16 protein-coding genes and 2 tRNA genes are annotated in these 19125 nt (G+C 70.6%); 8 read left to right on the top strand and 10 right to left on the bottom strand.

Translation table 11 applies throughout. From position 1 onward, the window contains the following. Nucleotides 1-142: 142 nt before the first annotated feature. The 4 genes from BU197_RS15355 to BU197_RS15340 all read right to left on the bottom strand — a co-directional run bounded on the left by BU197_RS15355 (nt 143) and on the right by BU197_RS15340 (nt 3344). Nucleotides 143-802, bottom strand: coding sequence for an ATP-dependent Clp protease proteolytic subunit (locus tag BU197_RS15355; protein ID WP_188268845.1), 660 nt, complete (start codon nt 800-802; stop codon nt 143-145). A 62-nt stretch (nt 803-864) separates the two neighbouring features. Next, entirely contained in the window at nt 865-1482 is a 618-nt protein-coding gene (locus tag BU197_RS15350) for an ATP-dependent Clp protease proteolytic subunit (RefSeq protein ID WP_188268844.1), read from the bottom strand. A gap of 236 nt (nt 1483-1718) precedes the next feature. Then, on the bottom strand, nt 1719-3095 hold the full coding sequence (tig, locus tag BU197_RS15345; protein WP_188268843.1) for a trigger factor: 1377 nt from the start codon (nt 3093-3095) through the stop codon (nt 1719-1721). 172 nt (nt 3096-3267) lie between these two features. Further along, nucleotides 3268-3344 (bottom strand) — tRNA-Pro (locus tag BU197_RS15340). Between the two features lie 133 nt (nt 3345-3477). Between BU197_RS15340 and BU197_RS15335 the strand changes: the two genes are divergently transcribed. Further along, nucleotides 3478-3551, top strand: a tRNA-Gly gene (locus BU197_RS15335). Between the two features lie 57 nt (nt 3552-3608). Here BU197_RS15335 and BU197_RS15330 read toward each other — a convergent pair. Next, nucleotides 3609-3803, bottom strand: a complete 195-nt coding sequence (locus tag BU197_RS15330; protein ID WP_188268842.1) for a hypothetical protein — start codon at nt 3801-3803, stop codon at nt 3609-3611. Nucleotides 3804-3934: 131 nt separating this feature from the next. Then, nucleotides 3935-5083 carry a PP2C family protein-serine/threonine phosphatase gene (locus BU197_RS15325; protein WP_188268841.1) on the bottom strand — a complete coding sequence of 383 codons (1149 nt, stop codon included), beginning with the start codon at nt 5081-5083 and terminating at the stop codon, nt 3935-3937. Between the two features lie 106 nt (nt 5084-5189). Between BU197_RS15325 and BU197_RS15320 the strand changes: the two genes are divergently transcribed. Next, nucleotides 5190-6419 (top strand): GNAT family N-acetyltransferase, encoded by a 1230-nt coding sequence (locus BU197_RS15320; protein ID WP_188268840.1) that lies wholly within the window; start codon nt 5190-5192, stop codon nt 6417-6419. 218 nt (nt 6420-6637) lie between these two features. On the opposite strand, the gene BU197_RS15315 is transcribed toward BU197_RS15320, so the two are convergent. Together BU197_RS15315 and BU197_RS15310 are read right to left on the bottom strand one after the other, a co-directional pair. Continuing rightward, on the bottom strand, nt 6638-7447 hold the full coding sequence (locus BU197_RS15315; protein ID WP_188268839.1) for an Fpg/Nei family DNA glycosylase: 810 nt from the start codon (nt 7445-7447) through the stop codon (nt 6638-6640). Continuing rightward, on the bottom strand, nt 7447-7941 hold the full coding sequence (locus BU197_RS15310) for a ribose-5-phosphate isomerase (RefSeq protein WP_188268838.1): 495 nt from the start codon (nt 7939-7941) through the stop codon (nt 7447-7449). Before BU197_RS15310 ends, BU197_RS15315 begins: the two co-directional genes overlap by 1 nt. A 196-nt stretch (nt 7942-8137) precedes the next feature. Between BU197_RS15310 and BU197_RS15305 the strand changes: the two genes are divergently transcribed. Beyond that, nucleotides 8138-9574 carry an amino acid permease gene (locus BU197_RS15305; protein WP_188268837.1) on the top strand — a complete coding sequence of 479 codons (1437 nt, stop codon included), beginning with the start codon at nt 8138-8140 and terminating at the stop codon, nt 9572-9574. A gap of 112 nt (nt 9575-9686) precedes the next feature. On the opposite strand, the gene BU197_RS15300 is transcribed toward BU197_RS15305, so the two are convergent. Further along, nucleotides 9687-10280: a biotin transporter BioY gene (locus BU197_RS15300; RefSeq protein ID WP_188268836.1), complete on the bottom strand. Its 594-nt coding sequence runs from the start codon at nt 10278-10280 to the stop codon at nt 9687-9689. A 263-nt stretch (nt 10281-10543) separates the two neighbouring features. Here BU197_RS15300 and BU197_RS15295 point away from each other — a divergent pair, with 263 nt between their 5' ends. The 3 genes from BU197_RS15295 (at nt 10544) to BU197_RS15285 (ending at nt 14306) form a co-directional block, all read left to right on the top strand. Further along, entirely contained in the window at nt 10544-11929 is a 1386-nt protein-coding gene (locus tag BU197_RS15295; RefSeq protein ID WP_188268866.1) for an amino acid permease, read from the top strand. 115 nt (nt 11930-12044) lie between these two features. Next, nucleotides 12045-13457: an amino acid permease gene (locus BU197_RS15290; protein WP_188268835.1), complete on the top strand. Its 1413-nt coding sequence runs from the start codon at nt 12045-12047 to the stop codon at nt 13455-13457. A gap of 204 nt (nt 13458-13661) precedes the next feature. After that, a complete protein-coding gene (locus tag BU197_RS15285) occupies nt 13662-14306 on the top strand; it encodes a superoxide dismutase (RefSeq protein ID WP_188268834.1) in 645 nt (214 codons plus the stop codon). A 158-nt stretch (nt 14307-14464) separates the two neighbouring features. Here the strand turns inward: BU197_RS15285 and BU197_RS15280 are convergent, their stop codons facing one another. Beyond that, nucleotides 14465-15100, bottom strand: a complete 636-nt coding sequence (locus tag BU197_RS15280) for a DsbA family protein (protein WP_188268833.1) — start codon at nt 15098-15100, stop codon at nt 14465-14467. A gap of 155 nt (nt 15101-15255) precedes the next feature. On the opposite strand from BU197_RS15280, the gene pepN reads away from it, so the two are divergent. Continuing rightward, nucleotides 15256-17802, top strand: coding sequence for an aminopeptidase N (pepN, locus tag BU197_RS15275; protein ID WP_188268832.1), 2547 nt, complete (start codon nt 15256-15258; stop codon nt 17800-17802). A 264-nt stretch (nt 17803-18066) separates the two neighbouring features. Beyond that, nucleotides 18067-19083: a hypothetical protein gene (locus tag BU197_RS15270; RefSeq protein ID WP_188268831.1), complete on the top strand. Its 1017-nt coding sequence runs from the start codon at nt 18067-18069 to the stop codon at nt 19081-19083. Nucleotides 19084-19125 lie beyond the last annotated feature (42 nt).

Here is a 19125-nt window from a genome sequence, read left to right as displayed (position 1 = left end):
TTCGCCTGGGAGCGCCTGGTTCAGCGACTCCTGGTGCCTCATATTCGACGGTACCTTGCCGGGCCCCTCGTTCGGGCCCCCCTTGGCACGGTTCACATGGTCGCGATTCGGCCACAAGACCGTGCCAGGGGAAGGTCGGGCGTCAGTGTGCCCCGGCGGTGCTCTTGCGCGTCGAGACGATCTGGTCCACCAGACCGTACGCCAGGGCGTCCTCGGCCGTCAGGATCTTGTCGCGCTCGATGTCGTCGCGGATCTTCTCGATCGGCGTCGAGGAGTGCTTGGCCAGCATCTCCTCCAGCTGGCTGCGCATGCGCAGGATCTCGTTGGCCGCGATCTCCAGGTCGGAGAGCTGCTCACGGCCGGTGCCGCCGGAGGGCTGGTGGATCAGCACGCGCGCGTTCGGCAGGGCCATCCGCTTGCCGGGGGTGCCGGCGGCGAGCAGCACGGCCGCGGCGGAGGCCGCCTGGCCCATGCAGACCGTCTGGATGTCCGGCTTCACGAACTGCATGGTGTCGTAGATCGCCGTCAGCGCGGTGAAGGAACCACCGGGGCTGTTGATGTAGATCGAGATGTCACGGTCGGGGTCCATCGACTCCAGGCACAGCAGCTGCGCCATGACGTCGTTGGCCGAGGCGTCGTCGATCTGCACGCCGAGGAAGATCACGCGCTCCTCGAAGAGCTTCGCGTACGGGTCGTACTCGCGCACGCCCTGCGAGGTGCGCTCGACGAAGCGGGGCACGATGTAGCGGTTGTCCATCGGCGCGCCGGTGTAGAGGCCGCTCGGGGAGAGGTTGTTCTGCATCTGGGTGTTCACCGTCCTGGTGGCGTTCGGCGGGGGGCTGGGGCTCTTCGGCGGGGCGGCGCTCAGGCGCCCGTGCCGCCGCCGCCCGGAACACCCGCGGCATGCGTGATGATGTCGTCGATGAGGCCGTATTCCTTGGCCTCCTCCGCGGTGTACCAGCGGTCGCGGTCGCCGTCGCGGATGATCGCCTCGACGGTCTGGCCGGAGTGGTGCGCGGTGATCTCGGCCATGCGCTTCTTCGTGCGGAGCAGGTACTCGGCCTGGATCTTGATGTCCGAGGCCGTGCCGCCGATGCCGGCGGAGCCCTGGTGCATCAGGATGTCCGTGTTCGGCAGGGCGAAGCGCTTGCCGGGGGTGCCGCCGGTGAGCAGGAACTGGCCCATGGAGGCCGCCATGCCCATGCCGATGGTGACGACGTCGTTCGGGATGTACTGCATGGTGTCGTAGACCGCCATGCCGGCCGTCACCGAGCCGCCGGGGCTGTTGATGTAGAGGAAGATGTCCTTCCCCGGGTCGGCGGCCAGGAGGAGCATCTGAGCGGTGATCTTGTTGGCGATATCGTCGTCGACCTGCTGGCCGAGGAAGATGATGCGCTCGCCGAGCAGCCGGTTGTAGACATGGTCGCCGAGGCCGCCACCGATGGACGGCTCACCCGCGGCGTAAGGCTTCAGATTCGTCACGTATCCACCTGCTCGTCTCCGACGGCCAGAGCCGTCTCCGCGTGTCGTTCCGAGGGCACCGCCCTCGTATTCATGGACCCTAACGCGCAGGTAGGACAACGCCATCCCGGTTCCCGAACTGTTCGCTGGGAGCGCAAGGTAGTTGGGCGGGTGTAAGGGGCCCCGGGGACGGCCATGGGCCCGTGCGCACAGGAGTGCGCACGGGCCCATGGGGCAGGGTCCGCGGGTGCGGGCCCTTACTTGTCCTCGGAGACCTCGGTCTCGCCGGTGACGGCCTCGGCGGCGTTCTCGGTCTCGTCCTCGTCGTCCGAGAGGTCGACGACCTCGCCGTTGCCGTCGACGACCTTGGCGGCCTCGACGACGACCGCGAGGGCCTTGCCGCGGGCGACCTCGCCGACGAGCATCGGAACCTGGCCGCCCTCGGCCACGGCCTGGGCGAACTGGTCGGGGCTCATGCCGGAGGAGGCGGCACGGCGGAACAGGTGCTCGGTGAGCTCCTCGCGGGAGACGTCCAGCTTCTCCCGGTTGACCAGCTCGTCGAGGATGAACTGGGTCTTGATGCCCTTCTCGGCCTGCTCCTTGGTCTCGGCCAGGAACTCTTCCTCGGTCTTGCCCTGGAGCTCCAGGTACTTGGCGAGGTCGAGGCCCATCTGGCCGAGCTGGTGGTGCTCCAGGTTGTGCTTGCGGGTGTTGATCTCGTCCTCGAGAAGCTTCTCGGGCATCGGGACCTCGACCAGCTTGAGCAGCTCGTCGAGGACGCGCTCCTGGGCCTGGGTGGCCTGGTCGAACTGCTTCATGTTCTCAAGTCGCTTGCGGCTGTCGGCCTTCAGCTCGTCGAGGGTGTCGAACTCCGAGGCGAGCTGCGCGAACTCGTCGTCCAGCTCGGGAAGCTCACGGGCGGCGACGGCGGTGACCTTGACGGTGACCTCCGCGTCCTTGCCCTCGGCGGAGCCGCCCTTCAGCTGGGAGGTGAAGGTGGCCTCGCCACCGGCCTCCAGGCCCTTGACGGCCTCGTCGATGCCGTCGAGCAGCTCGCCCGAGCCGATCGTGTACGAGACGCCGTCGGCGACGCCGTCGGGCAGGACCTCGCCGTCGACCTTGGCCTGCAGGTCCACGGTCACGACGTCGCCGTCCTGGGCGGCGCGCTCGACCGGGGAGGTCGAGGCGAAGCGCTCGCGGAGCTGTTCCACGGACTTCTCGACGTCCTCGTCGGTGACCTCGACCGCGTCGACGGTGACCTCGATGCCGGAGTAGTCCGGGATCTCGATCGTCGGGCGGATGTCGACCTCGGCGGTGAAGGCCAGCAGCTCGCCGTCCTTCAGCTCGGTGATGTCGACCTCGGGCTGGCCGAGCGGGTTGACCTCGGCCTCGTTCACGGCCTCGGTGTAGAACTTCGGGAGCGCGTCGTTGACGGCCTCTTCCAGCACGGCGCCGCGGCCGAACCGCTGGTCGATCACGCGAGCAGGGATCTTGCCCTTACGGAAGCCCTTGACCGTGACCTGCTGGTTGATCTTCTTGTACGCCGCGTCGAGGCTGTCCTTGAGCTCCTCGAAGGGCACCTCGACAGTGAGCCGAACCCGAGTCGGGTTCAGGGTCTCCACGGCGCTCTTCACGGTTCGGTCTCCTTGTGGCTGATTCCTGGAAATCCGCCGGTCCCGTGTGTGACGGTCCCGGCGGGTCGGCCCGGTCAGAAAGACACACGGGCACGCAGCTTGCATAGTAACCGCAAGCGGGATGACGCCCACAACGTGATCAAGAGCGCGCGAGCCGTGCGCGTGATCGTCATGGTCGGGGTGGCGGGATTTGAACCCACGGCCTTCCGCTCCCAAAGCGGACGCGCTACCAAGCTGCGCCACACCCCGTCGGTGCGACACGTAGGGTACATGGACGGAGACTGTGCGGCGCCTCTTGTTTTTCCGGGTGTGCGCGAAGGCCCCGGGAACCGCTAACATGCTCCTCGTGCCGAGGTCCTCGCGACCTGCGGCGCGACGCTGCGCGGGTGTAGCTCAATGGTAGAGCACTAGTCTTCCAAACTAGCTACGCGGGTTCGATTCCCGTCACCCGCTCCACGTACCGAGGGCCGGTCCGGAGATTTCTCTCCGGACCGGCCCTCGGGCGTTTCCCGGTCAGAACTTGATGGACGCGACGGTCTGCGTTATCGAGTCGAGAAAACGCTGGATGTCGTCGGCCATGCCGGTGGAGGCGAGGAAGAAGCCGAAGAGGACCGCGATGACGGCGGGGCCCGCCTTGAGGCTGCCGCCCCGGATCAGTACCACCATGACGATTGCCAGCAGCAACACCACAGACAGTGAAATGGCCACGTCGGATCACACCCTCGCTCGGTCCCGCTCAGTCCGCCTGGGACCCCGGCTCTCCGAGCGCCCCCACTCCTTCCATCGTGCCACCAACCCCCTCGGGGGCGCTGCCGGGTGACGGACCGTCGTGCGGAAGATCACGTCACGGGGCGGGAGATGAGCAGCAGGGCGCGGTCGTCGTTGACGTCCTTGGCCACGGCTTCGATCAGGTGCCAGGCGACGCCCTCGAAGCCCTCGGCGACGCAGCGGTCGGCCTCTCCGGTGAGGCGGTCGATGCCCTCGGCGATGTCCCGGTCGGCGGCCTCGACCAGGCCGTCGGTGAAGAGCATGAGGACGTCGCCGGTGTTCAGCGAGCCCTTGACGGGGTGGAACTCGGCGCCGTCGTAGACGCCGAGGAGGGGGCCGTCACCGGACTTCTCCTCCCAGCGTCCGCTGCCCGCGTGGAGCTGGAGGGCGGGCAGATGTCCGGCCGAGTACAGCTCGTAGTCGCCGGAGTCCAGGTCGAGGACGAGGTGGATCGAGGTGGCGAAGCCCTCGTCCCAGTCCTGGCGGAGGAGATAGCCGTTGGCCGCGGTCAGGAAGCCGTGCGGCGGGAGGGAGCCGAGGAGTCCGCCGAAGGCGCCGGAGAGCAGCAGGGAGCGGGAGGCGGCGTCCATGCCCTTGCCGGAGACGTCGGTGAGGACGACTTCGAGGATGCGTCCGGCGTGGGTGCGGGCGGCGACGACGAAGTCGCCGGAGAAGGACTGTCCGCCGGCCGGGCGCAGGGCCATCTCGCGGTGCCAGCCCTTGGGCAGGCGGGGCAGTGCGCTCTGGACCCGGATGCGTTCGCGCAGGTCGAAGAGCATGGTGCCGCCGCGCCGCCAGGGCACTCCGACGCGGGCTCTGAACTGGGCGATGAGCAGTCCGAAGAGACCGCAGGCGGCGACGACGAGGACGGTGCCGGGGGTGACCCGGGCGGGGCCCTGGGTGTACGGGCCGAGGACGACGGACTCGACGATGAGGGCGCCGGCGGCGGTCGCGTACAGACCGAGCAGGCTGGCGGGGCGCAGCAGCAGTCCCCCGGCCACGATGGGCAGGACGAGCGCGGTGGGGGCGCACCAGACGGAGTTGTAGAGGGTGGCGCAGGCGATGGCCGGGATCGCCAGGAACAGTCCGGCGAAGGCGAGCCGGTCGGAGCCGTCGCCGCGGAAGTAGTCGACTCCTGTTTTGCGCAGCGCGTTGCGGACCCGGCGGACGCGTCTGCCCAGCCGGGCCGCGTATGTGTTCCTTCCGGCGCGGTGTCCCATTGGCCTGGACCCTATCGATCCCGCCGGGTTCCGTGCAGGGGTACCCCGGTGACAAGGTGCGCGAAATCGGGTCGCCTCGGGCACGGGGCGCTGATATCGATGGCATATGACGATGGAACTGAGGGTTCTCGATCCGGATGACTGGGACCGCTGGTACGGAGTGCTGGAGCTGGCGTTCGGAGGGGTGGCGGAGGAGCCGGAGGAGCGGGCGCTCTGGCGGGAACTGACCGAGCCCGAGCGGTCCCTCGGGGCGTGGGACGGGGATCTGTGCGTGGGGACGGCGGGCGCCTTCTCGTTCCGGTTGACGGTTCCTGGCGGCGCCTCGGTCCCGGCGGCCGGGGTGACGATGGTGTCGGTGGCGGGGACGCACCGCAGGCGCGGGATCCTGACCTCGATGATGCGGCGCCAGCTGGACGACGTGCGCGCGGGGGGTGAGCCGCTCGCGGTGCTCACGGCTTCGGAGCCGGGGATCTACGGGCGGTTCGGGTACGGCGGGGCGACGTTCTCCGCGCAGGCGACCATCGACACGGCGCGGGTGCGGCTCGCGGTGCCGGAGGGCGCGGACGGGGTGACGCTGCGGGCGGCTTCCCCGGCGGAGTCGGCGGCGGCGTGCGAGGAGGTGTACGCGCGTCTGGTGCCGTCGCGGCCGGGGATGCTGGCGCGGCGGCCCGGCTGGGAGCGGCTGCCGCTGCTCGATCCGCCGGGTGGCCGGGAGGGTGCCTCGCCCCGGTTGTGCGTGCTCGCGGAGCGGGCGGGCCGGGTGGTGGGCTTCGCCCATTACGCGGTGCGGCCGCAGTGGACGACGGCGGGTCCGGACGGTTCGGTGCTGGTGCGTCAGGTGATGGGGCTCGATCCGGCGGCGGAGGGGGCGCTGTGGCGGTTCCTCTGCTCGGTGGACCTGACGGCGCGGGTGCGGCTGTTCGCGCGGCCGGTGGACGACGTCTGGCAGTACCTGGTGTCGGATCCGCAGCGCTGTGAGCCGACGTCGCGGGAGGCGCTGTTCGTGCGGCTGGTGGAGGTGGGCGCGGCGCTTGGGGCGCGGACGTACCAGGCTCCGGTGGACGTGGTGTTCGAGGTGGAGGACGCGTTCTGCCCGTGGAACGCGGGGCGTTGGCGGCTGACCGGGGACGCGAAGGGCGCACGGTGCGAGCGGACCGGGGAAGCGCCCGATCTGGCCTTGTCCGTACGGGAGTTGGGGGCGGCCTATCTGGGCGGGGTGTCGCTGGCGGCGCTCGCGCGGGCGGGCCGGGTGCGGGAGCTGCGGGAGGGCGCGCTCACGGAGGCGTCGGTGGCCTTCGGTTCGCCGGTGGCGCCGTGGCTGCCGCACGGGTTCTGAGGGGCGCGGGAGGCCCGTTTCGGGGGGCGCGGGGGGTTCGTCTCGGGGGCGCGGAGGCCTGGGGCCTTGCGCGCCCCTGGGGGCTCTCGGGGGCGCGGGCGGGATGTCCGTACGCGCCACCCGGAGGCCCCGTACGCACCCACCCGGAGGCTCCGTACGCACCCACCCCGGAGGCCCCGGGTTCCGTACGCGCCCCTGAAGGGCCCTCAGGGCCCTGGTCACCCCTGCTGGCAGCTCGGGCACCAGAAGAGGTTGCGGGCGGCGAGGTCGGCGGTGCGGACGGGGGTGCCGCAGAGGTGGCAGGGCTGCCGGGCGCGGCGGTAGACGTAGACCTCGCCGCCGTGGTCGTCGACGCGCGGGGGGCGGCCCATGGCCTCGGGGGTGTGCTCGGGGCGGACGGTGTCGATGCGGTTGAGGCGGACGCCTTCGCGCATGAGGGCGGCGAGGTCGGTCCAGATCGCGGCCCACTCGTCGGCGGTGAGGTCCCGGCCCGCGCGGTAGGGGTCGATGCCGTGCCGGAAGAGGACCTCGGCGCGGTAGACGTTGCCGACGCCCGCGATGACCTTCTGGTCCAGGAGCAGGGCGGCGATGGTGGTGCGGGAGCGGGAGATCCGTCGCCAGGCGCGGTCGGGGTCGTCGGCGGCGCGGAGCGGGTCGGGGCCGAGGCGGTCGTGTATCGCCTGCTTCTCGGCGTCCGTGATCAGGGCACACGTGGTGGGCCCGCGCAGGTCGACGTGGCCCTCGGGGTTCGCCAGGCGGAGCCGGACGGTGTCGGCGGGGGGCGGGGCGGGGGTGCCGCCGAAGTTCACCTTGCCGAAGAGGCCGAGGTGGATGTGGACCCAGCCGGTGCCGGGGAAGCTCAGGAAGAGGTGCTTCCCGTGTGCCTCTGCGGTCTCCAGGACGGCGCCGTCGAGGAGGGCGGCGGAGTCGGAGAACTTTCCCTGGGGGCTGGAGACGCGCACGGACCGGCCGCCGAACCGTTCCCGGTGGTCGGCGGCCAGTCGGTGGATGGTGTGCCCTTCGGGCATCAGGCGGTCGGCTCCTGCGGGTGGTGGGCCGGGATGGGGGGCAGCTCGCCGGTGGTCTCGTAGGCGGTGAGCATGTCGATCCGGCGGGTGTGACGCTCGTCACCGGAGTACGGGGTGGCGAGGAAGATCTCGACGAACTTGGTCGCCTCCTCCCGCGTGTGCATCCGGCCGCCGACGGAGACGACGTTGGCGTTGTTGTGCTCGCGGCCGAGGGCGGCGGTCTGCTCGCTCCAGGCGAGGGCGGCGCGGACCCCCTTGACCTTGTTCGCGGCGATCTGCTCGCCGTTGCCGGAGCCGCCGATGACGATGCCCAGGCTGTCCGGGTCGGCGGCCGTCTTCTCGGCGGCACGCAGGCAGAACGGCGGGTAGTCGTCGAGGGCGTCGTAGATGTGGGGGCCACAGTCGACGGGCTCGTGGCCGTGTGCCGTGAGCCACTCGACGAGGTGGTTCTTTAGTTCAAATCCGGCGTGGTCGGAACCGATATAGACGCGCATGATGCCGAGTGTGGCACGCCTGAGGCCAGGGAACAGGCAGCGGGGTGGGGACCTTCCCCCGACTTGGTACGGACCTTCGACTCTCGCGAGGTGGCTCGTACAACGATCCGGAATGAACCCTTCCGATCACACCCGTCTCCGGGGTTCAATGCTCGGGCTCGCGACCCGAGCACCCCCCACACACGAGGAAGCGTCGATGAACACGCAACCGACCCTCACGCAGGACGCCACGGAGACCGGAACCACCGGCGCTCCGCACTCCCCCGACGGCCTCAAGGCCGGACTCAAGAACCGTCATCTGTCGATGATCGCCATCGGCGGTGTCATCGGCGCCGGACTCTTCGTCGGCTCCGGCTCCGGCATCGCCGCCGCCGGGCCCGCGATCCTGCTCTCGTACGCGCTCGTCGGCATCCTCGTCGTCTTCGTGATGCGGATGCTCGGCGAGATGGCCGCCGCGCGGCCTTCCTCCGGTTCCTTCTCCGCCTACGCCGACCAGGCACTCGGCCGCTGGGCCGGTTTCAGCATCGGCTGGCTCTACTGGTTCTTCTGGGTCGTCGTGCTCGCCGTCGAGGCGACCGCGGGCGCGAAGATCCTGGAGAGCTGGATACCGGCCGTGCCGCAGTGGGGCTGGGCCCTCATCGTGATGGTGCTCCTGACCGCGACCAACCTGGGCTCCGTCGCCTCGTACGGCGAGTTCGAGTTCTGGTTCGCCGGGATCAAGGTCGTCGCCATCGCCGCCTTCGTCGTGATCGGGATGCTCGCCGTCTTCGGCGTGCTCCCCGGCTCGGACAACCCGGGCGCCGGGTTCGCGCACCTCACCGATTCCGGGGGCTTCCTCCCGATGGGCGCGGGCTCGATCCTCACCGGTGTCCTGATGGTCGTCTTCTCCTTCATGGGCAGCGAGATCGTCACCCTGGCCGCCGGCGAGTCCGAGAACCCGCAGAAGGCGGTACGGCAGGCCACCAACAGCGTGATCTGGCGGATCGCGGTCTTCTACCTGGGCTCGATCTTCGTCGTCCTGACGCTGCTGCCGTGGAACGACACGTCGATCCTGGAGAAGGGCTCATACGTCGCCGCCCTCGACTCCATCGGCATCGCCCACGCCGGACAGATCATGAACGTGATCGTCCTCACGGCCGTCCTGTCCTGTCTGAACTCGGGCCTCTACACCGCCTCCCGGATGGCCTTCTCGCTCGGCCGTCGCGGCGACGCGCCGAAGGGCTTCGCCAAGGTCAACAAGCGGGGCGTGCCGACGGCGGCGATCCTCGGCTCGGTCGTCTTCGGCTTCGTCGCGGTCTTCTTCAACTACAAGTGGCCGGACACCGTCTTCGCCTTCCTCCTGAACTCCTCCGGCGCGGTGGCGCTCTTCGTCTGGCTGGTCATCTGCGTGACCCAGCTGAAGATGCGCGGGATCATCCTGCGCGAGACGCCGGAGAAGCTGGTCGTACGGATGTGGCTCTTCCCGTACCTGACCTGGGCGACCATCGGCATGATCGTCTTCGTCCTCGGCTACATGCTGTACGACGGGGGCAGCGCCCGCGAGCAGGTCGTGCTCTCGCTTCTGGTGGCCGCGCTCGTGATCGCGGTGGCCCTGGTCCGCCAGCGCCTCGCGAAGGCCTCCGCGCGGTCCTAGACGGCCGCACGCGGACACCCGCAGGGCACGAGGCAGGACAGACGGAAGGGCATACGGAAGGGCCCGCCGCTCCCGGTCGGAGCGGCGGGCCCTTCGGCGTGTCGCGGGGTGCTCAGCCCTTGCGGCCGAGCAGCTTCCAGGCGGTGGGCAGGGCGCCCATCGCGAGGGCCGCCTTGAGGGCGTCGCCCACCAGGAAGGGGACGAGACCGGCGGCGACGGCCTCGCCGAGGCTCATGCCGGTGGCCAGGGCCAGGTAGGGCACGCCGACCGCGTAGACGAGCGCGGAGCCGAGGACCATGGCACCGGCGGTGCGCAGGACCGAGCGGTCGGCGCCGCGACGGGCGAGGGCGCCGACGACGGTCGCGGCGAGCAGCATGCCGAGGAGGTAGCCGAAGGTGGGCATGGCGTAGCCGGAGGAGGCCTCCGCGAACCACGGCACGCCCGCCATGCCGACCAGCATGTAGAGGGCGAGGGAGAGGAAGCCGCGGCGGGCGCCGAGGGCGGTGCCGACGAGCAGGGCGGCGAAGGTCTGGCCGGAGACCGGGACCGGGGAGCCGGGGACCGGGACGACGAGCTGCGCGGCGAGACCGGTGAGGGCGGCGCCGCCGACGACGAGCGCGACGTCGCGGACGCGGCTCGCGGGGATCAGATCGGCGAGGACGGTGCCCGCACGGAGGGTACGGGCGGGGGTGGCGGCGGTGCTCATCGGTACTCCGCGGGGGTGAGGGTACGGGGGACAGGTTGACGGTATGCCAGGGGTGAACGCCCGATCACCGTCAGCCGCCCACAAAGCACCGCCCGGCCACTTCATCAGGTTTCGACAAAGGACGGTTTTCATGCCTCGCGCCACGTGACCCTCATCACTGGCAACTCGCCGGAAGTCACCCCTTTTGCGCCAAAGGGAGGTCAGCGGAGAGACTGTGGAGTCTCCATAAAGTGTCATCTCCCCGAGAGCGCGAGTCCCCCACCATGCGCGACGCACCGTCGTCTTCTCCGGTCCTCGAACCGGAGCCCCTCTCCCACGGCCTGAAGCAACGTCATCTGACCATGCTGGGGCTCGGCGGCGTCATCGGCGCCGGTCTCTTCGTCGGCTCGGGCGCGGGCATCGTGGTCGCAGGACCCGGCATCGTGATCTCGTATCTGATCGCGGGCGCGCTCGCCATGCTGATCATGCGGATGCTCGGCGAGATGTCGGCGGCGATGCCCGCCTCGGGCGCCTTCTCCGTCCACGCCGAGCGGGCGCTCGGCCGCTGGGCCGGTTTCTCGGTGGGCTGGCTGTACTGGTTCCTGCTCGTGGTGGTCCTCGCGGTGGAGGCGACGGGCGCGGCGCGGATCGCGCACGGCTGGGTGCCCGGGGTCCCGCAGTGGGGCTGGGTGCTGGCCTTCATGGTCGTGTTCACCCTGGCCAACCTGGCGGCGGTGAAGAACTTCGGCGAGTTCGAGTTCTGGTTCGCGGCGCTCAAGGTCGGCGCGATCCTGCTCTTCCTGGTGCTCGGCGTACTGGCGATCGTGGGCTGGCTGCCGGACACCGACCCGGTGGGGCTCGCGAATCTGACCGGGCAGGGCGGTTTCCTGCCGCACGGCTGGTCCGGGGTGATCTCCGGCGTCCTCGCGGTGGTCTTCGCCTTCGGCGGGCTCGAGGTCGTCACCATCGCGGCGGCGGAGTCGGACGACCCGGCGCGGAACGTGGCGCGGGCGGTGCGCAGCGCGGTCTGGCGGATCCTCCTCTTCTACGTGGGTTCGATGCTGGTCATCGTGACGCTGCTGCCGTGGACCTCGATGCGTCCCGGCGAGTCGCCGTACGTGGCGGTGCTGGACGAGATCGGGGTGCCCGCGGCCGGGCAGATCATGAACGTGGTGGTGTTCGTGGCGCTGCTCTCGGCGCTCAACGCGAACCTGTACGGCTCCTCGCGGATGGTGTTCTCGCTGGCGGAGCGCGGGGAGGCGCCGAAGGGGCTGCTGCGGCTCTCGCCCGGGGGCGTGCCGCGCCGGGCGGTGCTCGCCTCGGTGGCCTTCGGCTTCGTCTCCGTCCTGCTCAATCTGGAGTGGCCGGACTCCGTCTTCCTCTACATGCTCAACGCGGTCGGCGCGGTGCTGCTCTTCGTCTGGGCGCTGATCGCGGTCTCGCAGCTGCGGCTGCGGCGCAGGATCGAGCAGGAGGCGCCCGAGACGCTGACCCTGCGGATGTGGGGTTTCCCGTGGCTGACCTGGGTGGCGCTGGCCGCGATGGCGGTGGTGCTCGTCCTGATGCTGACGGACGACGCGGCCCGGCCGCAGGTGCTGTGGTCCTCGGGGGCGACGGCCCTCGTGCTGCTGGTCGCCTGGATGCGGGAATTGCGTACGAATCGGAAGTAATTCTTCACCTTGTGTGAGGCTGGTGCCCGTATAGCGGACCCCTGTTCCCTGTGAGCGGTGTGCGTGCCCAGACTGTGGACCCGTCTCCGTCTCAGCTAGTGAACAGGGTTCGCCCATGTCTCGGACTACCGCGCCCGCGCCGGCCGACCGCGAGGACGGTGCGACCGCCTCCGCCGGGGGCCTCACGCACGGACTCAAGCAGCGCCATCTGTCGATGATCGCCCTCGGCGGGGTGATCGGCGCCGGTCTCTTCGTCGGCTCGGGCGCGGGCATCGCCGCCGCCGGTCCCTCGATCGTGATCGCCTACGCCCTCTCGGGCGTCCTGGTGATGCTGGTGATGCGGATGCTCGGCGAGATGTCCGCCGCGAACCCGGCTTCCGGCTCCTTCTCCGTGCACGCCGAACGGGCCTTCGGGCCCTGGGCGGGCTTCACCGCGGGCTGGGCGTTCTGGTTCCTGCTCTGCGTGGCCGTGGGCCTTGAGGGGATCGGCGCGGCGAAGATCATGACGGGCTGGTTCCCGGGCAGCCCCGAGTGGGCCTGGGTGGCCCTCTTCATGCTGCTGCTCACCGCCGCCAATCTGACGGCGGTGAAGAACTTCGGCGAGTTCGAGTTCTGGTTCGCCGCCCTGAAGGTCGCCGCGATCGCCCTGTTCCTGGTCATCGGCGTCCTCGCCATCCTCGGGGCGCTGCCCGGCACCGAGGCGCCCGGCACCGCCCATCTGACCGGCGAGGGCGGTTTCTTCCCGCAGGGCTCCGAGGGCCTGATCGTGGGTCTGCTCGCCTCGGTCTTCGCGTACGGCGGTCTGGAGACGGTCACCATCGCGGCGGCGGAGTCGGAGCAGCCGGTGCGGGGCGTGGCCAAGGCGGTCCGTACGGCGATGTGGCGCATCGCGCTCTTCTACATCGGCTCGATGGCGGTCATCGTCACCCTGGTCCCGTGGGGCGACCCGGCGGTGGTCGAGAAGGGCCCGTACGTGGCGACCCTCGACCGGCTGGGCATCCCGGCGACGGGCCAGATCATGAACGTGGTGGTCCTGGTCGCGCTGCTCTCGGCGATGAACGCCAACATCTACGGGGCTTCCCGGATGGCCGGCTCGCTGGTCGCGCGCGGTCAGGGGCCGAAGGCGCTGGGGCGCGTCTCCGGCGGGGTGCCGCGCCCGGCGGTCCTGGTCTCCTCCGTCTTCGGCTTCGGCTGCGTGCTGCTGAGCTACTGGCGCCCGGACGACGTCTTCGCCTGGCTCCTGAACACGATCGGCGCGATCATCCTGGTCGTCTGGTTCTTCATCGCCGCGTCCCAGCTGGTCCTGCGCCGCCGCACCGAGCGCGAGGCGCCGGAGACCCTGGTGGTGCGGATGTGGGCCTTCCCGGTGCTGACCTGGGTGGCGCTCGCGGGCATGGCGACGGTCTTCGTCCTGATGGCCCGCGAGGAGGGCACCCGGGTGCAGCTGTACTCGACCGGCGGACTGACCCTGCTGCTCGCCGCCGTCGGCTTCGCACGCCAGCGGGCGGCGGCGGGCCGCGCCTCCTGAGCCCCGTACGCGCCCCTCGTACGCGCCCCTCGTACGCGACCCCCGGACCGAGCCAGGTCCGGGGGTCTCGTCGTCTCCGGGGTGGGAGTGGGGACGCGACACGGGACCTAGGACGAAGGACTGATCACCTTTCACCCCACCTGCTGTTAGCCTGCACTTGCATATAGGTTGCAATAAGCAGGAGCAGTCGAAGGGGCCGGGCACATGGCGATCTACACACTTCCCGAGCTGCCGTACGACTACGCGGCGCTGGAGCCGGTGATCAATCCTCAGATCATCGAGCTGCACCACGACAAGCACCACGCCGCGTACGTCAAGGGCGCGAACGACACCCTGGAGCAGTTGGAGGAGGCGCGCGACAAGGACCAGTGGGGGGCGGTCAACGGCCTGGAGAAGAACCTGGCCTTCCACCTCTCCGGCCACATCCTCCACTCCATCTACTGGAACAACATGGCCGGTCCGAAGGACGGGGGCGGCGGCGAGCCGCTGGCCGCCGACGGCGTCGGCGTGCTCGCCGACGCGATCACGGAGTCCTTCGGCTCCTTCGCGAAGTTCAAGGCCCAGCTGACCAAGGCGTCCGCGACCACCCAGGGCTCCGGCTGGGGCGTCCTCGCCTACGAGCCGGTCAGCGGCCGGCTCATCGTCGAGCAGGTCTACGACCACCAGGGCAACGTCGGCCAGGGCTCCGTCCCGATCCTGGTCTTCGACGCCTGGGAGCACGCCTTCTACCTCCAGTACAAGAACCAGAAGGTCGACTTCATCGAGGCCATGTGGCAGGTCGTCGACTGGCAGGACGTGCACCGCCGCTACCAGGCGGCCAAGGCCTCCGTACCGCTGATCTCCTTCTGACGGCCCTTCCGGCCCCGACTCCTGCTCGTGATCGTCTTCTCCACCTTCACCGGGCAGGCGGATGAAAGAAGAACCCCCGCGACGACGTGAGTCGCGGGGGTTCTTCCGTTCCGGAGGGAGGCCGGGCGGGCCGAGGCCGTTCCGGAGGGAGGCCGGGCTCACTCGAAGCTGGGCGCCGCCGTCCGGGTGCGCTTGATCTCGTAGAAGCCCGGCGTCGACGCCACGAGCAGCGTGCCGTCCCACAGCCGGGCCGCCGCCTCGCCGCGCGGGGTCGGGGTGACCACGGGGCCGAAGAAGGCGACCTCCTCGCCGTCCGTGCCCGGCACCGACACCACCGGGGTGCCGACGTCCTGGCCGACCTTGTCGATGCCCTCCTGGTGGGAGGCGCGCAGCTCGGCGTCGTAGGTGGCCTTGTCGGCGTAGTCCGCCAGCTCCCCGGGCAGACCGGCCTCCTTCAGGGCGGCCACGATCGCCTCCCGGCCGGGCTCCTCGCCGTTGTTGTGGAAACGGGTGCCGAGCGCCGTGTAGAGCTTGCCGACGACCTCGTCGCCGTGCAGCTGCCGCGCCGCTATGACCACCCGCACCGGACCCCAGGCCTTCGTCTCCAGCAGTTCGCGGTACTCCTCCGGCACCTCGTCGAGCCGGTTCTCGTTCAGGACCGCGAGGCTCATGACCTTCCAGCGCACGTCGACCGGACGCACCTTCTCCACTTCCAGCATCCACCGGGAGGTCATCCAGGCCCACGGACACAGCGGGTCGAAGTAGAAATCGGCGGTGATCCTGCTCTCGGACATGTCGCTCCTCGGTACGGCCGTCGAAAGGGTCTCGGAAAGAGTGGTGCGCCGAAAGGAGGGAACCCATGACCGGGCGAGGGCATTCCCGTGTCCGGCGCGACAGCCGCACATGGGAGGATCGGTCCTGTTTCGAACGCGCCACGAAGGAGTGTCCCGTGCCCGGTGAGAATCTGTCCCGCGACGAGGCCCACGAGCGGGCGGCACTGCTGTCCGTCGACGGGTACGAAGTCGTCCTCGATCTCCGGTCGGCGGTCGGCGACACGGACGAGGAGGTGCGCACCTTCCGGTCCGAGACGACGATCCGCTTCCGCCGTACCGGCGAGGCCACGAGCACCTTCGTGGACCTGATCGCCCCCTCGGTGACCTCGGTCACCCTCAACGGGCGCGCCCTCGACCCGGCGGTCGTCTTCGACGGCGCCCGGATCTCCCTCGACGGCCTGGCCGACGAGAACGTCCTGGTGGTCGACGCCCGGTGCGCCTACAGCCGTACCGGCGAGGGCATGCACCGCTTCGTCGACCCGGAGGACGGCGAGGTCTACCTCTACACCCAGTACGAGCCGGCCGACGCCCGCCGGGTCTACGCCAACTTCGAGCAGCCCGACCTCAAGGCCCCCTACCGCTTCTCGGTGACCGCGCCCGAGGAGTGGCGGGTCTGGTCGAACGGGGCGGGCGAGCGGGACGCCGAGGGCGTCTGGCGGTTCGCCGAGACCGCGCCGATCTCCACGTACATCACCTGTGTCGTGGCCGGTCCCTACCACTACGTGACGGACCACTACACCCGCGGCGAGCTGGAGATCCCGCTCGGCGCGATGTGCCGCAAGTCGCTGGCCAAGCACTTCGACGCGGACGACGTCTTCCTGATCACCAAGCAGGGCTTCGACTTCTTCCACGACAACTTCGACTACCCGTACCCCTTCGGGAAGTACGACCAGGCCTTCGTCCCCGAGTACAACCTCGGCGCGATGGAGAACCCGGGCATGGTCACCTTCCGCGAGGAGTACATCTTCCGGGGCAAGGTCACCCAGGCCGCCTACGAGAGCCGCGCCAACGTCATCCTGCACGAGATGGCGCACATGTGGTTCGGCGACCTCGTCACCATGGTGTGGTGGGACGACCTGTGGCTGAAGGAGTCCTTCGCCGACTTCATGGGCTCCTTCGTCAACGCCGAGGCCACCCGCTTCACCAACAGCTGGGTGACCTTCGCCAACAACCGCAAGGCCTGGGCCTACCGCGCCGACCAGCTGCCGTCCACCCACCCGATCACGGCCGACATCCGTGACCTGGAGGACGCCAAGCTCAACTTCGACGGCATCACCTACGCCAAGGGCGCCTCGGTCCTCAAGCAGCTCGTCGCCTACGCGGGACGGGACGCCTTCCTGGAGGGCGCCCGCCGCTACTTCAAGCGCCACGCCTACGGCAACACCCGGCTCGCCGACCTCCTGTCCATCCTGGAGGAGACCTCCGGGCGCGACATGAAGACCTGGGCCAAGTCCTGGCTCCAGACCTCCGGCGTCAACACCCTGGCCCCGGCCCTCACCCTCGACGCCGAAGGCCGGATCACCGAGCTTGCCGTCGTCCAGGAAGGCGGCGAACTCCGCCCGCACCGCGCCGCCGTCGGCCTCTACCGCCTCACCGACGGGGAACTGGTCCGGTACGCGCGGGCCGAGGCCGACATCACCGGCGCCCGGACCGCCGTCGCCGACCTCGCGGGCGAGGAGAAGCCCGATCTGGTCCTCGTCAACGACGACGACCTCACCTACTGCAAGATCCGCTTCGACGAGCACTCGCTGGCCACCCTGCGCGCGCACCTCGGCGACATCACCGACCCGCTGGCCCGCGCCCTGTGCTGGTCCGCGCTGTGGAACCTGACCCGCGACGGCCTGATGCCCGCCCGCGACTTCGTCGCCGTCGCGCTCGCCTTCGCGGGCCGCGAGACCGACATCGGCGTCCTCCAGATGGTGCACGCCTGGACGAAGTCGGCCGTCACCCTCTACGCGACCCCCGCCTGGCGCGAGGAGGGCGGCCGACGGCTCGCCGAGGGCGGTCTGCGCGAACTGCGGCTCGCCGAGCCGGCCAGCGAGCACCAGCTGACCTGGGCCCGCTTCTTCGCCGCCACCGCCTCCACCGAGGCCGACTTCCAGCTCCTCGAAGGGCTGCTCGACGGCACCGCGAAGATCGACGGGCTCGACGTCGACCAGGAGCTGCGCTGGGCGCTGCTCTCCCCGCTCGCCACGCACGGCCGGGCGGACGAGGAGCGGATCGGCGCGGAGCTGGCCCGGGACGACACGGCGAGCGGCAAGCGCCACGAGGTCCGGCTGCTCGCCTCGCGCCCCTCGGCCGCCGTCAAGGCGCAGGCCTGGGCACAGGTCGTCGAGTCCGACACCCTGTCGAACGCGCTGGTCGAGGCGACCATCGCGGGCTTCGTCCAGCCCTCCCAGCGGGAGCTGATCGCCCCCTACGCGGAGAAGTACTTCGCGGTGATCGAGCGGCTGTGGGCCGAGCGGTCGATCCAGATCGGCATGGACGTGGTCCGGGGCCTGTTCCCGGGGCTCCAGGACGACCCGGCGACGCTCGCCGCGACGGACGCCTGGCTGTCGGCGCACGAGACGGCCGCCCCGGCCCTGCGCCGGCTGGTCCTCGAATCGCGCGACGACCTGGCGCGGGCCCTGCGCGCCCAGGCCTGCGACGCCAAGGCCGCCTGAGCCGGCCGGGGGGACGGCCTGAGCCGACGACCGGAGGGGGCGCGCACGCGGGTGCGCGCCCCCTCCGGCGTGTCGGCGGGCGCCCTCCGGCCGGGCGCGCACGCCCCCCGGCGTCCGAACAGACGCCCCTCGACCGGGCGCGCACGCCCCTTCCGTACGACCCCGAGGGCTCTAACGAGCTTGATATGGACCGGACTTGTCCTCGGTCTTCGACGAGCGTGTAACAGGGGTTAGGGGGACCCGCGGAAGCGGAAGACCCCCGTCATGAACCACAACTCCCCCCTCACCCCCCACCCCTTCCCCCTCTTTCTCTCCCCTCTGGCCGGGGAAATCCAACGGGTCGCCTCCGCCGACCAGTTGAGGGAGCTGGGCATTCCGGCCGGCGAGGTCGCCGCCCGCTGCCGCCGCCCCAGCGGCTGGCAGCAGCTCCTGCCCGGGGTCTTCCTGCTCCGCCCCGGCCCTCCCACCGGCGAGGACCGGCTGCGCGCGGCCCTGCTCTACGCCGAGGGGAGCGGGACCGCCTCGCCGTCACGGGAGACCGGCGCGATGATCACCGGGTCCGCCGCGCTCGTCCTGCACGGCTTCGCCTCCGCGCCCCCGCTGACCGCGCTCGAACGGATCGACGTCCTGGTGTCGCGCTCGCGGCGGCTGCGGTCGAGCGGCTGGGTGCGGATCGTACGGACCGCCGACTCCCCCGAGCCCCTTGAGCTGGCCGGGGTCCCCGTCGCCCCGGCCGCCCGCGCCGTCGCCGACGCGGTGCCGGGCCTCGCGGACCCGGAGGACGTGCGGCGGCTGCTGGCCGAGGCCGTGCGGGACGGGCACTGCGAACCGGGTGTGCTCGCCCGCGAGTTGAGCAGGGCCCGGCTGTTGTCCCGGCCGTACGTGGCGGACGCGGTGGAGGCGCTGCTCGCCGAGGGGCGCTCGCAGTCCGAGGAGCGGCTGTACACGATGGTGCGGGAGTTCGGGCTGCCGGACCCGGTGTGGGACGTGGAGCTGCGGCTGCCGGGCGGGCCCCTGCTGGGCGGGGTGGACGCCTACTGGCCGGACCAGGCGGTCGTGGTCGAGCTGGACACCCGGCTGCCCCGGCAGGACGACGAGGCGCTGTGGTCCGCGTACAGCCGCAAGCGGGAGCGGCTCGAACGGCTGGGGATCACGGTCGTCCATCTGACCCCGCGCAAACTGCGCGAGGCGATGGACCAGCAGGCCACCGTGGTGCGTACGGCCCTGATGGCCGCGCCCGACCGGCACCCCGCCGCGTACGTCGTCGCCCTGCCCAGGTGACCGCCCGCGCCCCGGTGACCGTCGGGCGCGGGCGGTGAGGTT

The organism is Streptomyces sp. CBMA291, from assembly GCF_014596525.1.
Classification (GTDB): Bacteria; Actinomycetota; Actinomycetes; order Streptomycetales; family Streptomycetaceae; genus Streptomyces.
The sequence above is the reverse complement of the archived record's forward strand: the minus strand, read 5'-3'. Positions and strand labels throughout refer to the sequence as shown.

Bases quoted from the DNA above. Each gene is read 5' to 3' on its own strand.
- BU197_RS15315 (WP_188268839.1), bottom strand. From the start codon at position 7,447: ATGCCCGAAGGGCACACCATCCACCGACTGGCCGCCGACCACCGGGAA.
- BU197_RS15305 (WP_188268837.1), top strand. From the start codon at position 8,138: ATGAACACGCAACCGACCCTCACGCAGGACGCCACGGAGACCGGAACC.
- BU197_RS15285 (WP_188268834.1), top strand. From the start codon at position 13,662: ATGGCGATCTACACACTTCCCGAGCTGCCGTACGACTACGCGGCGCTG.
- BU197_RS15280 (WP_188268833.1), bottom strand. From the start codon at position 15,100: ATGTCCGAGAGCAGGATCACCGCCGATTTCTACTTCGACCCGCTGTGT.
- BU197_RS15320 (WP_188268840.1), top strand. From the start codon at position 5,190: ATGACGATGGAACTGAGGGTTCTCGATCCGGATGACTGGGACCGCTGG.
- BU197_RS15300 (WP_188268836.1), bottom strand. From the start codon at position 10,280: ATGAGCACCGCCGCCACCCCCGCCCGTACCCTCCGTGCGGGCACCGTC.
- BU197_RS15295 (WP_188268866.1), top strand. From the start codon at position 10,544: ATGCGCGACGCACCGTCGTCTTCTCCGGTCCTCGAACCGGAGCCCCTC.
- BU197_RS15290 (WP_188268835.1), top strand. From the start codon at position 12,045: ATGTCTCGGACTACCGCGCCCGCGCCGGCCGACCGCGAGGACGGTGCG.
- BU197_RS15355 (WP_188268845.1), bottom strand. From the start codon at position 802: ATGCAGAACAACCTCTCCCCGAGCGGCCTCTACACCGGCGCGCCGATG.
- BU197_RS15270 (WP_188268831.1), top strand. From the start codon at position 18,067: ATGAACCACAACTCCCCCCTCACCCCCCACCCCTTCCCCCTCTTTCTC.
- BU197_RS15310 (WP_188268838.1), bottom strand. From the start codon at position 7,941: ATGCGCGTCTATATCGGTTCCGACCACGCCGGATTTGAACTAAAGAAC.
- BU197_RS15325 (WP_188268841.1), bottom strand. From the start codon at position 5,083: ATGGGACACCGCGCCGGAAGGAACACATACGCGGCCCGGCTGGGCAGA.